Origin of the sequence: Pandoraea pnomenusa, from assembly GCF_040391475.1 — a bacterium.
Classification (GTDB): domain Bacteria; phylum Pseudomonadota; class Gammaproteobacteria; order Burkholderiales; family Burkholderiaceae; genus Pandoraea; species Pandoraea pnomenusa_C.
On sequence record NZ_JBEBXS010000007.1, the window covers coordinates 92472 to 108139 of the forward strand.

The following is a 15668-nucleotide window of genomic DNA, read 5'->3' on the forward strand; positions in this document are numbered from 1 at the left end:
AATCCCCATTGCGGTGTGTATTCCGGTCGTCATTTATTGTTTATAGGTGTTGCGCGCCGCCTTATGTCTTGGGGCTTTCCGCAACATGCCAGGTGCCTACACCGGCACGCTTGGCCTGATACATCGCCGCATCTGCCGCGCGCAGCAGCGCGGAGGCGTCGCCGGCGTGCGTCGGATACAGCGCCACGCCGATGCTCATCGACGTGACGATTTCGCCGCCGTGAGGCAGCGCAATCGGTTTTTCCATCGCCACGAGCAGGCTCTGCGCAAGACGCACGGCATTCGACGTCTGACGCACGCCCGGCAGCATGACGGCGAATTCGTCGCCGCCCAGACGCGCCACGAGGTCGCCTTCGCGCAACGGGTTGCGCAGACGCTCGGCGATCGCCACGAGTACCGCGTCGCCGGCTTCATGGCCCAACTGGTCGTTGATCTCCTTGAAGCGGTCGCTGTCCAGATACAACAGCGCGACGTGCGTGCCGAGTTCGCGCGCTTCGACCAGTGCCTGTGCCAGCCTCGACTCGAAGAACGCCCGATTCGGCAACCCCGTCAGCGGATCGTGATTCGCCTGATGCGCCAGCGTCGCGTTCTGCGCTCGCAAGTGGTTCTGCCAGCCCTCGAATTCGTCGAGCAAGGCGTTGAAATCGTCGCCGAGCTCCTTGAGTTCCGCCAGCGGCGTGGCCGCCACACGCTGATGGAATGCCCGCTCGCGACGCACCGCGTGCGCCACCTCCGCCAGCGCCCGCAATGGCTTCACGATGTCGCGGTGCATCCGTTTGGCCAGAAAGTGGGCCACCGCAAACGTGACCAGCAGGCACGCCAGCACCCCGCCGATCCCGCTGATCAGGAACAGGAAGAATTGATGCCCCTGCCCCTGTACCTCGATATGACCCACGATCTTGTCGTCATGGCGAATCGGCAGCGTGACCGGCCCCGGCAAGGCCGCGTCGGCCACCGTGCGCTCCACCCGCGCGAGTGTACCCCCGTCGCGGCGGCGCCACAGTGCAAACTGCGCGCCCGTCGCATCGAGCACACGGACTTGCACCACGTCCTCGTCGTCGGCGATGAGCGCGATCGCTTCCTGCGCCGCCACCCGGTCGCCGAACACCACGGCGGCCTCAGTGGTGTAGGCCAGCGACCGGCCGATGAGCATCAGGTTGTTCTCTGCATAGGCGCGCAGGGCGAGCCACGCCACCAGCGACAGCGACACGGCGGCGAGCACCACGGCGGAAACCGCCAGACGCAGATGCGTGCGTCGCAGCACGCGTTGCAGCGACGGCCCGCGACGGCGAACCGCTGCCGGCGCCGTGCCCGGCGATGACCTGGACGAATCGCCGACCGGCGACGCCTCCGCAGCAACGGCCTGCGGGGGTATCTGCGACGAAAGCAGACCGGCCGCGGGCACGCCGTTGCCGGAAGGGGGGGGATGAGTTGGGGGGAGCTGAGTCGTCATGGTGTCCCCGGTTTTCGCGCCAGCCTCAGCACGTTCGGGTGGACACGTACGCCGCTGCGCGCGACGGTGTCGAGGTTGATGTCGAATGTCACTCGGTCGGGATCGACGTTCAGGCAGAACATCGTCCCGGAGGTACACGTGTCATTGCGCTCGCTGATCGTCAATACCGGATGACCAGCGATATTGGCCAGCAGTTGCCGGCGCTCGGCGTCGCTCATGGCACCGAGATACAACGCGTCGCATAACGAACCAATTGCCGGTTCAACGACGGAGATGCGGCGCGCTTCCACCGGCAAGCCGCTGACCGGCTGCGGGCCGGCGAGCAGATCGCGCGCGTATTCGGGATTGGCACTCACACACAGACGCACCTTGGCGGGCGACGTCGGCCAGCGGGTAAAGCTGATGATGCCGAGCACCACCTGCCGCACGTTGGCATCGCGCACGCTGAGCGGCGTGCTGCCAGCCGCACCGGGATCGGGTGTCTGCGCCAGCGCCTCCACGGTATTGCCCAGCGCAACGCAGCCGGCAAGCAACAGCCAGAGCGTCAGACGCGCGCGCAGACGACGGGACATCCGGCGCGATTGCCAGAAGCCTCCTGCCATGCGGGTCGTCGATGTCCGGACACAATGCAACGCCGTCTTCCTTTTACCGAAATGTCTGATGAGTTGCGGCTGTACGACACGCGGCACCGATGGCGCCTCGACGGCCATTCCCTTCGCCGTCGCACATCACCCCGCGCGAGTCAGGCCGCATCATACCGAAGGGCTCGATCTCAGGCCACCCGGATGAGACGCTCCGGCGCTTCGCGATCGGCAAACGCCGCGCGCCAGCACGCCCCGTCCCCGCCGGATATCTACAGCATGCGCGTGCCGACACGTTTTCGAAAGCCTTTCATCCCCCGCGTTTTCCCTTGTCCCCACGGCCTTGCATCGTGGCAGAATATCGGCCATAACCGATTGAAAAACAAAAGGAATCGAGCGATTGATTCGTTCGATTGTCGAGATAAAAATCGCGACGCCAGGGAGGTGTTGCATGACGTACCTGAACGCCGGCGCAACCGGCTTCGGGAGGCACGGACATGAGTGATTCCGTGCCTCGTCGGGTACCCGACGTGCAGGCTGAGTTGAGCCGTGCGGCGCTCGACAGCGCCCCGTATGCCATGTTCGTCTGCACCGACGACGGCATGCTCGAGCGCATGAACGCCGCGTTCACGCGCCTGACCGGCTATCAAGGTGCCGATCTGTTGGGCAAGCGCAGCTTCCTGTCGCTGCTCGATCCCTCGGAACTGGCCCGACGTCGGCTGCCCGCGCTGGCCAGCCTGTCGCCGCACGAAACCGTGCCCTACGACGACGAGTGGCACCTGCTCACGCATGTGCGCAGCTGGTTGCCGATCCGGCTCGCGTTGTCCTGTGTCGATCACGCCCCCGGCGAGCGGCGCTGGGTCGGCATCGTGCTCGACCTGTCTCAGCAGGTGCAGGTCGCGTCGAAGCTCTGGTACGTCACGCACCACGACCCGGTCACGCGGCTGCCGAACCAGACCCTGCTCAACGAACGCCTCGAACTTGCCATTCACCGATGTGCCCGGCAGCAGGTCGGCCTGACCGTACTGCTTGTCGAGCTGGATCACCTGCGCAAGCTGCACAGCACGTTTGGCGCACCGGCGGCCGAACTGGCACTGCGCATCGCCGCAGAGCGTCTGCGCGAAGCGAGCGACCCCGAAGACGCGCTTGCCTGCCTGGGCGGCAGCCAGTTCGTCATCGTCACCAACGAGACGGGCGACGGTGCGCGCCTGCTGGTCGACCGGATTCAGTCGCGCCTCGCCCAATGGGCCGACGTCGATCAGAACGCGGTGGCGCTCGACGCAAGCATCGGTGCCGTCAGCTATCCCGAGCACGGCAGCACGCCCGAAGCGCTGCTGCGACGCGCGCACGTCGCCCTCGGCAATGCCAGCGCCGCCGGCGGCGGGCTACGCTTTTTCAGCAGCGAGATGGACGCGCAGGCAAGGCGGCGCAACGAACTCGAGAGCCAGTTGCGCGCAGCGATCCACGACCGCTCACGCGCCCAGCTTCATCTCGTCTACCAGCCGCAGGTCAGCCTTTCGGATGGCGAAATACGCCACGCGGAGGCCCTGCTGCGCTGGCGGCATCCGACATTGGGCGCCATCGGGCCGAGCGAGTTCGTGCCCATCGCGGAAACGTCGGGGCTGATCCTGACGCTGGGCGAATGGGTCATGCAGACCGCGTGCCGCGAAGCGAGCCGCCTGCTGCGACGGTGCGGCCACTTGCCGAGAATGTCGATCAACGTCTCGGCGCAACAGTTCGCGCGGCAGGACGTCGCGGGCATGGTCGAGCGCGCACTCAAGGCGCACGCGCTGGAGCCGCGCCACCTGGAAATCGAGATCACGGAGACCGTCTTGCTCGGGGATTGGCGCGTGGCGTTGGACAGCCTTCGCTCGCTGCATGACATGGGCGTCGAGATTGCGGTGGACGATTTCGGCACCGGCTACGCGAGCCTCTCCTATCTGACGCGCTTTCCCGTCGACCGCCTGAAGATCGACCGGACGTTCGTGCGCGACATGCTCACGCACGCACCGAGCCACGCCATCGTGAGCGCGGTCATTGCGATGGCGCATTCGCTCGGTCTGCGCGTGACCGCTGAGGGGGTCGAGACGCAAGCCCAGGCCGAGCGCCTCACGGCGCTGGGCTGCGACGAAGCGCAGGGCTACTGGTTCGCCCGCCCCGTCGAAATGCAGGGCTTCTATCACCTCGTGGCACCGCTTGGCAGTGGCGCCCGGCGTTGAGCGCTGGATGGCCCAGTCGAGTGATCGATTTTTGGCGCTTCCGGACATGACAAGGGCTCCCTAAGCTGGGGACTCTGTCATCCAACCCGGGAAGCCTTGCCATGTTGCCTTTGACCCAACTGTCGCGCGCCCTCTTGCGCGCTACCACCCCGCGGTCTGAGGGAGGCGCCGGAAGCACCGGCGCGCCTTCGCCCGCCTCGCCGCCAGCGCACCGCACTGCCGCTTCGCTCGCCGCGCTGGGTGTGGCCGCCGTCGGACTCGCGCTGACACCGCCCGCGCAACGCGCCCTGCCCGGCTGGTTCGACACGCTCTGCACGCTAACGCTCGGGGTCAATCACGCAGTGGCGCAACGTGTCACACCGCAGACGGACCAGCCACAGTGGGCCGCCATGGCGACTGGCTCGGCGGGCAGCGGCGCGGCCGCACGGCCGGCCACGGTCGTCAAACCGTTGTCGTGCGAGCCGCTTGCGAACGCACCGGGCAAATCGGTCACCACCGCCATCGTGGAGTTTCCGCCGCTGGCCTTCTCGCCCCCGCATCGCCACCCCGGCGCCGTGACGGCGGTCGTGATCGAAGGCACCATCCGCTCCCAGCTGAACGCCGAAGCCCCCGTCAATTACACCGTCAACCAGACCTGGTTCGAACCGCCGGGCACGCTTCACACGCTCGCGGAGAATCCCGACCCGGCGCATCCGGCGCGCCTGCTGGCGTTCTTCGTCACGGAAGAGAACTGCGGACCGCTCACGATCTACGAGCCCGCCGCGCAGCCGTCCTGAGCCCGGCAGGACCGGTAATTGCTGCCCCCGGCGCCGCTTTTTGTGCTCACATGGCGTGTCAAGACTCGCGCGTGACTTTAGAACGCGGTAAGGTACGTCGCGAAGGGATTCTCCCGAACGACGTCGCAACGAGGAATATCGCCATGAAAACCAAAGCCGCCATTGCCTGGGAAGCGGGCAAGCCCCTGACCATCGAGGAAGTCGATCTGGAAGGGCCGCGCGCCGGCGAGGTGCTGATCGAGGTCAAGGCCACGGGCATCTGCCATACGGACTACTACACACTCTCCGGCGCCGATCCGGAAGGGATCTTCCCGGCCATTCTGGGCCATGAGGGCGCGGGCGTGATCGTCGACGTCGGCCCCGGCGTGACCACGCTCAAGAAAGACGATCACGTCATTCCGCTGTACACGCCGGAATGCCGCCAGTGCAAGTTCTGCCTGTCGCGCAAGACCAACCTTTGCCAGGCGATTCGCAGCACGCAGGGCCGCGGCCTGATGCCCGACGCCACCTCGCGTTTCTCGCTCGACGGCAAGCCCATCTTCCACTACATGGGCACGTCCACGTTCTCGAACTACATCGTCGTGCCGGAAATCGCCGTCGCGAAGGTGCGCTCCGACGCGCCGTTCGACAAGGTCTGCTACATCGGCTGCGGTGTGACGACCGGCGTGGGCGCCGTCGTCTACTCGGCGAAGGTCGAAGCGGGTGCGAACGTGGTCGTGTTCGGGCTGGGCGGCATCGGCCTGAACGTGATCCAGGGCGCGAAGATGGTGGGTGCCGACAAGATCATCGGCGTCGACATCAACCCGGGCCGCGTCGAACTGGCCAGGAAGTTCGGCATGACGCACTTCATCAACCCGAACGACGTCGAGAACGTGGTCGACACCATCGTGCAACTGACCGACGGCGGCGCCGATTACTCGTTCGAGTGCATCGGCAACGTCACGACGATGCGTCAGGCGCTCGAGTGCTGCCACAAGGGCTGGGGCCAGTCGTTCATCATCGGCGTGGCGGCGGCCGGTCAGGAAATCAGCACGCGTCCGTTCCAGCTGGTGACGGGCCGCGAGTGGAAGGGTTCGGCCTTCGGCGGCGCCCGCGGACGCACGGACGTGCCGAAGATCGTCGACTGGTACATGGAAGGCAAGATCAACATCGACGACCTCATCACGCACACGCTGCGCCTCGATCAGATCAACGAGGGCTTCGACCTGATGAAGCGCGGCGAGTCGATCCGCTCGGTCGTCCTCTACTGATTTACCGATCCCGCAAGCGCAGCGGTCGTCGATCGCTACCATGTCACGCGGCGGCGTACTCGACCCGCCCGAACCGCCCGCCGGCGAGACCGGCGGGCCGCTCGCGCAGGCACGTCGCCGTCGGCAACGCCTGCGCCTCGCGGTTTTCCTGACACTGCTCGGCGCCGGGCTTGTCTTCACCACCTTCAGTCTCGTGCGCGACGTCGGCCGAGCCGGCGACACCACCCTGACACTACTGCCGTTCCTGTTGCTTGTCGTAGCGCTGCTCATCGCGCTCGGCTTCGAGTTCGTCAACGGGTTTCACGACACGGCCAACGCCGTCGCCACGGTCATCTATACCAACTCGCTGCCGCCCAACGTCGCCGTGATGTGGTCGGGCCTGTTCAACTTTCTCGGCGTACTGCTCTCGAGCGGGGCCGTGGCGTTCAGCGTCGTGTCGTTGCTGCCGGTCGAGCTGATCCTGCAGGTGGGGTCGTCGGCGGGCTTTGCCATGGTGTTCGCGCTGCTGATCGCCGCCATCGTGTGGAATGCCGCGACCTGGTGGCTCGGGCTGCCGGCGTCGTCGTCTCACACGCTCATCGGCTCGATTGTCGGCGTGGGCATTGCCAATGCCCTCATGCACGGACGCAACGGCACGAGCGGCATCGACTGGTCGCAGGTGTCGACCGTCGGCTATTCGCTCCTGCTCTCACCGGTGGTCGGCTTCGGGCTCGCTGCCGCGTTGTTCGTCGTGCTCCGGTTCTGCGTGCGCAACCCGGCGCTCTACGCATCGCCTGAAGCACACAAACCGCCACCCTGGTGGATCCGCAGCATACTGATTCTCACGTGTACGGGCGTCTCGTTCGCACATGGCTCCAACGATGGCCAGAAAGGCATGGGCCTCATCATGCTGATTCTGGTCGGCACCGTGCCGATCGCCTACGCACTCAACCACGCCATGCCGGACGCGCAGGTGGCGCAGTTCGCGGCGACGGCTCAGGCCGCGCAGCGTTCGCTCGCCGCACATCCGCCACTGACGGCGGTGAATGGCAATGGCGCCCTTGCACTCCCGGCAACGCCTGCGGCCCCCGGCCTGCCTGCGCGCGATGTGCTGACCGCCTTCATTCGCACCGAACGGCTCGCGCCGGGCGTCATTCCCGCGCTCTCCGAACTCACCGGCGACATTGCGCAGGAAGTGGCGAATCATGGCTCGTTCGCCCGCATGCCTGCGGCCTCGGTCGCCAACGTGCGTAACGACATGTATATCGCTTCCGAGACGATCCGGCTGCTCGAACGACAGCATGGCCTGCAACTCGACCCCGCAACGGCACGCGATCTCCGCGCGTTTCGCGGCAAGCTCGACGAAGCGACGAAGTACATCCCCTTCTGGGTCAAGGTCGCGGTGGCCATCGCGCTGGGCCTCGGGACGATGGTCGGATGGCGGCGTATCGTGGTGACCGTTGGCGAGCGTATCGGCAAGAAGCACCTGACATACGCCCAGGGCGCATCGGCCGAAGTCGTCGCAATGCTGACCATCGGCGCCGCCGACATGTATGGCCTGCCGGTGTCCACCACCCACGTGCTCTCGTCGGGCGTGGCCGGCACCATGACCATCAACGGCTCCGGCTTGCAGTGGGACACCATCCGCAATCTGTTACTCGCATGGATTTTGACGTTGCCCGCCGCCATCGTGCTCGCGGGCGGGCTGTACTGGGTGTTCCGGCAGCTCTTCTGACGCCCGGCGCGCCCCGCCACCGTCGCGAATTTGTAAGCGCCGTAACGCAAACAAACATTTCCCCCGGTTTCGTTACGCGTTACCGCAAAACCATCTGCCGATGCGGCCGGTCGAACCGGCATGCAGGTGATGGTCACCGAACGTGAAAGGGAGACGAACATGAAACATTGGACTTTGCCGCTCGTGCTCGCGGGCGCAACGTCGCTGGTCGCGCTGGCGGTGCCGGGCACGGCGATGGCCCAGTCGGGACAGGCGGTGATCAATTCATCGGCCAATGTGCGGGCGGGCCCGGCGGGCGACTTCCCGGTCGTCGCGCAGGTCGCACCGGGCATGCCGGTCACGGTCTACGGCTGCTTGTCCGATTACTCGTGGTGCGACATCGGCCTGCCGGGCGCACGCGGCTGGGTCTACGCCGCGTTGCTCAGCTACCCGTACCAGGGCAATCCTGTCCCGATCATGAACTACGGCGCGATGATCGGCCTGCCGATCGTCACGTTCTCCATCGGCTCGTACTGGGGTAACTATTACCGCAATCGCCCCTGGTACAACGATCAGCGCTACTGGAACCGGCCGCCACCGGGGCCTCGCCCGCCGGCCTGGGGCGGCCCGGGACCGCGTCCTCCGGGATACTATCCGGGCCCGGCGCCCCGACCGCCGGGTCACGGTGCAGGTCCCGGGCCGCGCCCGCCCGGACAATGGGGCAACCAGGGCCCCGGACCGCGCCCACCGGGACATAACGCCGGTCCCGGCCCACGCCCGCCCGGTGGCGGAAATCACGGCGCAGGTCCCGGCCCACGCCCGCCCGGTGGCGGAAACCACGGCGCCGGTCCCGGCCCACGCCCGCCCGGCGGCGGAAACCAAGGCGCCGGTCCCGGCCCGCGCCCGCCCGGTGGCGGACAGGGGGGCGGCGGACACGGCGGTGGGGGTGGCGGCGGACACGGCGGGGGAGGTGGCGGCGGTCATGGCGGGGGACGCCCGCCCGGCGGCGGCCCCGGCGGTGACCGCTAACGTCCTGACCCCAAATTCAGCAACTCCTGCACGCGCTTTGGGAAAAACGCTTAAAATGTGAGCAATTCCGGCCAGGCGGAGGCGCCGATCAGGCGCCAGTGGCCGGAGCGCAGGACAGCGAGCCTTACCCGCACGTCGCCTCTGGCATGTGCGGACCCTCACATTGAAGACCAAGCGCCTGTTCACGTGGATGCCAATCTCGTGAGCGCGCCCAAAGCAGATCTTTCTCCGGTGTGCCGTCGCGAACGTCGCGAACATCGCGGCAGTCACGGCACTCCGGCAGGATCCTCCGTACGTCTCCATCGTGTTCGTCCCGCCCGACGTGCTTTTGGCACGTCGCGGCAGTCTATTGCCCATCGCCACGCCGCTTCCGACACGCGTTACCTCCGCGTGGGTTGGCGGCCGGTATGCCCATGCCTCGCGCGTGAGCAGCGTTGGTGCAATGACGTGGTTCATAACGTCCCGTGTGGCCCTGTGGCCATCCGCCAGGCATGGGAACGAGCGGCCACAAGCCCGGGGTGCCCTTGCAGCCAGGTCGCGGGACATGTCTCCCGTGGAATTCCCGACGGCGTTCGTCAAGCGAACCCCGAGGGCATACGTTGCAGGAACCTTTAGCAGGTCATGAGTCTTTTTCGAACCAAAAGCATCGAGAACATGCTGGTCGCGAGTCGCACCGGCAGTCTCAAGAAGGTACTGGGTCCGGTCGACCTGGTCCTGATGGGCATTGGCGCCATCATCGGTACCGGTATTTTCGTCCTGACCGGCACCGGCGCGCTCACCGCCGGCCCGGCCCTTACCCTCTCCTTCGTCATCGCGGCCCTGGCCTGCGGCTTCGCAGCCCTGTGCTACGCCGAGTTTGCCTCGACGATTCCCGTCTCGGGCTCCATCTACACTTACAGCTATGCCACGCTCGGCGAAATCGTCGCGTGGATCATCGGCTGGGATCTGATGCTCGAGTACGGTCTCGCGTCATCGGCCGTATCGGTCGGCTGGTCGGGCTACTTCCAGTCGCTCGCCGCCGGCTTCGGACTGTATCTGCCCACCGCGATCACGGCGGCCCCGGGCAGCGTGCCGGGGGTGACCACCTTCATCAACCTGCCCGCCGTCGTCATCATGCTGCTCATCACGTGGGTACTGTCGTACGGCGTGCGTGAGTCGACCCGCATCAACAACCTGATGGTGGCGATCAAGATCAGCGTGGTGGTGCTGTTCATCGCCGCGGGCGTATGGCACGTGAAGCCCGCGAACTGGACACCGTTCATGCCGTTCGGCACGAGCGGCATGTTCAATGCCGCAGCGCTCGTCTTCTTTGCGTTCATCGGTTTCGACGCCGTGACATCGGCTGCCGAAGAAGTACGCAACCCGGGCCGTGATTTGCCGATCGGCATCATCGGCTCGCTGATCGTCTGCACGGTGCTGTACGTGGCCGTGGCCGCGATCATGACCGGCATCGTGCCGTTCGCGAACTTCGAAGGCGTCGATCACCCGGTGTCGCTGGCGCTGCAATACGCCGGTCAGAACTGGGTCGCGGGCTTCGTCGATCTGGGTGCGATTCTCGGCATGACGACCGTGATCCTCGTGATGACCTACGGCCAGACGCGCATCACCTACGCCATGTCGCGCGACGGTCTGCTGCCGCCGATGCTCTCGAGCATTCACCCGACGCACAAGACCCCGTTTGCCGCCACGTGGATCATCGGCGTGGTGTTCGCGCTGATCGCGGGCTTCGTGCCGCTGGGCGTGCTCGCCGAGCTGATCAACATCGGCACCCTGTCGGCGTTTGCGCTCGTGTCGATCGCCGTGCTGGTGCTGCGTCGCACGCGTCCGGACCTGCCGCGTGCGTTCCGCGTACCCGGCGCGCCGGTCGTGCCGCTCATCTCGGCCGGCCTGTGTCTGTTCCTGATGGCGCACCTGCAAGCAGCGACCTGGATTGCCTTCGTCGTGTGGCTCGCCATCGGCATGGTGATCTATTTCACCTACGCCCGCCGTAACGCCGTGCTCCACAAGCAGGGCGACGCCGCGCGCACGCCGCGCTGATACGTCAGCCTGCGACGGTACCGCCTCGCGCGAGCGCGCGAGAGCGCGTATAGTCCGGCACAAGGGCTCGCGACACGTTCTGTGTCGCGAGCCCTTTCCGCCCCCTCCGGGCGGATTTCGTCTTCCCGCATCACGCAAGTCGTTCGTCCGTGCTTCCCCTTGCTGTCGTCACCTCACGTCCTCGCAAAGGAAAAAGAACATGCGTCGTTATGTCCTGCTTGCCGCCGTGCCCGCTGCGTTCGCCGCCGGCGTCTTCTCCTCCCACCTCGTACCGTCCGCGCTGGCGCAGGCTCCCGCCCTCACCGCACAGATCATCGACGTGGGCGCCATGACCAACGAACAGATCGGCAATCTCGTGCCGAACGTCGGCACGCTGCGCACGCGCACGCTGGTGGCGACGTCCAACGGCACGATCGCGGTACAAAGCGGCAACGTGCCGCGTCACACGCATCAGGACGCCGACGAGATTCAGTATGTGATTTCCGGCAGCGGCACGTTCTGGCTAGGTGACCAGCAGCGCGAAGTGCATCCGGGAGATCTGATCATCATTCCGCGCGGCACCGTGCATGCTGGGTCGCAGAACACGAGCGGCGAATTCAAGGTGCTGGCCGTGAAGCTGCCGCCGCAGGCGCCCAACGACATTCAGTTCGTCAAGTAGCGCGCCGGGGAAGTCGACGTGCGGGACGGATCGCGAGCGCGTCCGTCCGACCCGTCAGCCGAGATTGCGATTGAGCCACACGGCGCCGTAGCCGATCGCGAACATTGTCAGCAGCAGCGGCACCGAAATGCGCAACACCTGAATGACGAGCGGGCGCGGCGGCATGTCTTCGTCCTCCGGCATGCGTCCCGCTTCGTGCAGGGCGCCGGTGCAAAGCGCCGCCGCCACGGCGCTGATGAACACCCAGAACGTCTGGTTGTAGAGCAAGGCGACGAGCAACAACGCCAGCGCCACATTGCGGCCGTGATAAATCAGATTGACGGTAGTACGAAAGGCTTGCGGCGACATGTCGGTAAGGGGCGCTCGTGTACGGTGAAGCCGCACCGGCGCAGGAAGTTATTGTTATCGGTCCTTTGACCCGCGAGGCGCCTGAGCGCACATCGTGGTTCTCGAAAGCTAGCAGAGCTTAACCACACTTAACGGCTTTCGCTACCGTACTCTTTAATTGTGAAACCATTCGACGCGGGTCAAGCGCACGCTGTCATGCCTGCCGCCAGATGAATGCGGTATTCTCCCCCGCATGACAGCCCCCGCTTCCACCCGTCTATCGAGCGCCACCCAAGGCATCACGGCCGATGCCCCCGGGCGCGCCATCTACGTCGTCGCGGCACATCCGCGCTGGCGCGACTCACGCGTGAACCGTCGCCTGCTCGACGCCGCACGAAGCATCGCAGGTGTCGACGTCAACGATCTGTACTCGACCTATCCCGACTTCAGCATCGACATCGCTGCCGAACAGCAGCGCGTGGCGCGCGCCGACCTGGTCGTGCTCGTGCACCCGATCTACTGGTACAGCATGCCGCCGCTGCAAAAACTCTGGTTCGACGAAGTGCTCTCGTGGGGCTGGGCCTATGGCCACGACGGCCATGCGCTGGCCAACAAGGACCTCTGGCTCGTGGCCAGTACCGGCGGCCCGCAGGAAAGCTATCGGCCGGAAGGCTATAACCAGCACGACTTCGCCGCCTTCCTGCCCGCCTACGAACAAACCGCGCGCCTGTGCGGCATGCGCTTTCTGCCACCGCATGTGTTTTACGGCGCGCGACGCAGCGACGACGCCACGCTTGACGCCCATATCGGCGAATTCGCCGGACGGCTGACGACGTATCCGCAGTGGCCCGAGTTGATCTCGATGGCAGACGCGCCCGAGTGCTGCGTCATCCCGGCCACTGACCGCCCGCGCGCCGCACCGGAGGGCGACGCCGCAACCCAGACCGCCAGCCCGGACAATCGTCTGGCCGGCGACGAAGCCAACACGGGTAGAGCCGCCTGATGGAACACGTCCCCGCCTGGTTGCTCGCCAGCCTGATCTATCTCGCCGCGGCCGTCATCGTCGTGCCGCTGTCCCGTGCCCTGGGGCTCGGCGCGATCATCGGCTACCTCGCCGCGGGCATCGCCATCGGCCCCTGGGGCCTCGGTCTGGTCTCGCGCGTGGAAGACGTGCTGCACTTCGCCGAGTTCGGTGTGGTGCTGATGCTGTTCCTCGTCGGCCTCGAACTGGAGCCGCGCCGGTTGTGGAATTTGCGACGTCCGATCTTCGGCTGGGGCTCGGCGCAAGTCGTCGGGTGCGCCGTCGTCCTCTTCGCCGCCGGCGTTGCGCTGGGGGCGCCGTGGCGCATCGCGCTCGTGGCAGCCCTCGGTCTCGCCCTCTCGTCGACAGCCATCGCTTTGCAGGTGATGGCCGAGCGCAACCTGCTCGCCACCCCGAGCGGGCAGGCGGGCTTTTCGATCCTGCTGTTTCAGGACGTTGCCGCCATTCCGATTCTCGCCCTGCTGCCCCTGCTCGCGAACTCGGTCGACAGTCACACGCTCACGGGCACACAGCGCGCGCTCGAAGGACTGAAGATCGTCGGCGTGATCGCGGCGATCATCCTCGGCGGCCGTCTGGCATTGCGCCCGTTGCTGCGCTGGATCGCCAACAGCCGCACGCCCGAGATCTTCACGGCGGCGTCGCTGTTGCTCGTGGTCGCCATTGCCACGCTGATGCAACTGGTCGGACTGTCGATGGCGCTCGGTGCCTTCCTCGCCGGCGTCTTGCTCGCCGAGAGCGAGTACCGCCGCGAGCTGGAAACCGACATCGAACCGTTCAAGGGCTTGCTGCTGGGATTGTTCTTCATCGCCGTGGGCATGAGCATCGACTTCGGCGTATTGCTCGCCCAGCCGTTGCGCATGATCGCCGTGGTGGTCGGCTTCATGGCACTCAAGGGGTTGGCCATTTTCGGGCTGTCTCGACTGATGCAACTGCCGTATCAGGAGCGTCCGATCTTCACGTTGCTGCTTGCTCAGGGCGGCGAATTCGCGTTCGTGGTGTTCCAGTCGGCGGGCCCGCAGGTGCTGCCGCCGGCCGTGTCGTCATTCCTGATCGGGGCCGTAGCGCTGTCGATGCTGATCTCTCCGCTGCTGCTCGTCGCCATCGACAAGTGGCTGCTGCCGCGCTACAGCGTGAAGGGATCGCCGCGCATGAAGGAGATCGAGGAGCCGCAATCGGCCAGCGTGGTGATCTGCGGGTTCGGACGCTACGGTCAGATCGTCGGGCGCGCACTGGTGCCGCAAGGCGTATCGGTCACCGTGCTCGACCACGACCCGGACACCATCGAAAGCCTGCGCCAGATCGGCTTTCGCGTGTTCTACGGCGACGCAACGCGACTCGATCTTCTGCGCATTGCCGGCGTGGCCCATGCGCGCGCCGTCGTCGTGGCCGTGGACGACATCGATCAGTCGCTGGAGATCGTCGACCTGATGCGCGAGCATTTCCCGGAGGTGCCCGTTGTGGCGCGGGCGCGCAACGTGGGCCATCTGTTCCAGTTGCGCGACCGGGGCGTGAAGCATATCGAACGCGAGGTTTTCGAGTCGTCGCTGCGCAGCGCGCGCTCGGTGCTCGAAGAACTCGGCTGGCCGGCTGCCGAGGCCCGCGACGCGACGATGGCGTTTCGTCGCGCAAATCTGCAACTGACCGACGAGATGTACCCGTCGTATCAGGATCGCAACAAGATGATTGCGACGGCGAAGGAAGGCCGCCGTCAGTTCGAGGAGCAGATGGCGCGCGAGCGCGAACAGCGGCGCGCGCAACGGCAGGTCACATTCGGCTGGGACGGCGAGCGCTCGCCCGACGACAAGACGCCGACACCGCCCACCCCATCCACCGCATCGAATGCAGCACCGCCGGAGAACGAAGCCGGGCGGGGGCGGAACGACACCCGCGCCTGAGCGCGGGGCGTGCATCGCTCGCCGGGGTGTTTCGCCATCCGAAGCACCTGGCCAACACCCCTCCTTCGCGCTCACATGGCACGAGCAAAACCGTCGAACGGACGGAAATGGCCTTCTGCCGGTGCGGTAGCGTCGGAACGCAGACGCGCTTCGGCGTCGCTGCCTGCCAGCCCCCGGTAGTAAAGGTGCACGGCGATGGCTGCCGAGTAACGACGGATTTCCACGAGCGTGAGGTGCGCATGCTCGGCCGACGTGAACAACAGATACGGCGATGCTTCTTCGATCAACCCCGCCACCTGATGCAGGCCATGGCGATGCAGCACTTCGGTGAGCTCGTCGCGGCTGCGGTGCGTGGTCGCGTCGGTGGACGGGTACATCATGCGCAGCAAGGCGACCGGGTGATGGGCGACGGCAAGCGACAGCGCCTGGACGACAGCGTGACTGTCGAGCGCCGTAGCCACGGCCTCGCCTTCGGGACGATGTTGCGGAAAGAGTTGCTCAAGGGTCGGCGTCATGAGGGTTCCATTGCGAAAAGCTGTGAAACTGCGACAGCGGACTCCACAGTCTATGCACGGCCCTCGTACCGATAAACGCTACTGAGTGACGACCTGCGTTGCGTGCGCCGCAACAATTACGAAGTATTTCACTGTGTCATGCGCCAGGGGAACGTCGTGGCACCGCCCACCCTGCGCGGCGCACAGATACCGC

At 66.1% G+C, this 15668-nt stretch carries 13 protein-coding genes; 9 read left to right on the top strand and 4 right to left on the bottom strand.

Annotation, left to right across the window (positions count from 1 at the left end):
• Window positions 1-61 precede the first annotated feature (61 nt).
• Together dgcN and yfiR are read right to left on the bottom strand one after the other, a co-directional pair.
• Complete coding sequence (gene dgcN, locus ABWO90_RS09810; RefSeq protein ID WP_353191031.1) at window positions 62-1453, bottom strand: diguanylate cyclase DgcN/YfiN; 1392 nt, start codon at window positions 1451-1453, stop codon at window positions 62-64.
• Window positions 1450-2025, bottom strand: coding sequence for a regulatory sequestration protein YfiR (yfiR, locus tag ABWO90_RS09815; protein ID WP_353191032.1), 576 nt, complete (start codon window positions 2023-2025; stop codon window positions 1450-1452). The genes dgcN and yfiR overlap by 4 nt, the downstream gene beginning before the upstream one ends.
• Before the next feature lie 506 nt (window positions 2026-2531).
• On the opposite strand from yfiR, the gene ABWO90_RS09820 reads away from it, so the two are divergent.
• The 7 genes from ABWO90_RS09820 (at window position 2532) to ABWO90_RS09850 (ending at window position 11696) form a co-directional block, all read left to right on the top strand.
• Entirely contained in the window at window positions 2532-4253 is a 1722-nt protein-coding gene (locus tag ABWO90_RS09820; protein WP_353191033.1) for a putative bifunctional diguanylate cyclase/phosphodiesterase, read from the top strand.
• A gap of 101 nt (window positions 4254-4354) precedes the next feature.
• The gene (locus ABWO90_RS09825; protein WP_353191034.1) at window positions 4355-5029 is read left to right on the top strand and encodes a cupin domain-containing protein; all 675 of its coding nucleotides are present in this window, start codon (window positions 4355-4357) and stop codon (window positions 5027-5029) included.
• Between the two features lie 143 nt (window positions 5030-5172).
• Entirely contained in the window at window positions 5173-6279 is a 1107-nt protein-coding gene (locus tag ABWO90_RS09830) for an S-(hydroxymethyl)glutathione dehydrogenase/class III alcohol dehydrogenase (protein WP_353191035.1), read from the top strand.
• 40 nt (window positions 6280-6319) lie between these two features.
• Complete coding sequence (locus tag ABWO90_RS09835; RefSeq protein WP_353191036.1) at window positions 6320-7993, top strand: inorganic phosphate transporter; 1674 nt, start codon at window positions 6320-6322, stop codon at window positions 7991-7993.
• A gap of 159 nt (window positions 7994-8152) precedes the next feature.
• Window positions 8153-9001, top strand: coding sequence for an SH3 domain-containing protein (locus tag ABWO90_RS09840; RefSeq protein ID WP_353191037.1), 849 nt, complete (start codon window positions 8153-8155; stop codon window positions 8999-9001).
• 621 nt (window positions 9002-9622) lie between these two features.
• On the top strand, window positions 9623-11038 hold the full coding sequence (gene bcaP, locus ABWO90_RS09845; RefSeq protein ID WP_353191038.1) for a branched-chain amino acid transporter BcaP: 1416 nt from the start codon (window positions 9623-9625) through the stop codon (window positions 11036-11038).
• Between the two features lie 199 nt (window positions 11039-11237).
• Window positions 11238-11696 carry a cupin domain-containing protein gene (locus ABWO90_RS09850; RefSeq protein ID WP_353191039.1) on the top strand — a complete coding sequence of 153 codons (459 nt, stop codon included), beginning with the start codon at window positions 11238-11240 and terminating at the stop codon, window positions 11694-11696.
• Between the two features lie 54 nt (window positions 11697-11750).
• Here ABWO90_RS09850 and ABWO90_RS09855 read toward each other — a convergent pair whose 3' ends face one another.
• Entirely contained in the window at window positions 11751-12044 is a 294-nt protein-coding gene (locus ABWO90_RS09855) for a hypothetical protein (RefSeq protein ID WP_353191040.1), read from the bottom strand.
• A gap of 232 nt (window positions 12045-12276) precedes the next feature.
• On the opposite strand from ABWO90_RS09855, the gene kefF reads away from it, so the two are divergent.
• Together kefF and kefC are read left to right on the top strand one after the other, a co-directional pair.
• Window positions 12277-13026 carry a glutathione-regulated potassium-efflux system oxidoreductase KefF gene (gene kefF, locus ABWO90_RS09860; RefSeq protein WP_353191041.1) on the top strand — a complete coding sequence of 250 codons (750 nt, stop codon included), beginning with the start codon at window positions 12277-12279 and terminating at the stop codon, window positions 13024-13026.
• A complete protein-coding gene (gene kefC / locus ABWO90_RS09865; protein ID WP_353191042.1) occupies window positions 13026-14960 on the top strand; it encodes a glutathione-regulated potassium-efflux system protein KefC in 1935 nt (644 codons plus the stop codon). The genes kefF and kefC overlap by 1 nt, the downstream gene beginning before the upstream one ends.
• A gap of 71 nt (window positions 14961-15031) precedes the next feature.
• Here the strand turns inward: kefC and ABWO90_RS09870 are convergent, their stop codons facing one another.
• Window positions 15032-15475 carry a hypothetical protein gene (locus ABWO90_RS09870; RefSeq protein ID WP_353191043.1) on the bottom strand — a complete coding sequence of 148 codons (444 nt, stop codon included), beginning with the start codon at window positions 15473-15475 and terminating at the stop codon, window positions 15032-15034.
• Between the last annotated feature and the right edge of the window lie 193 nt (window positions 15476-15668).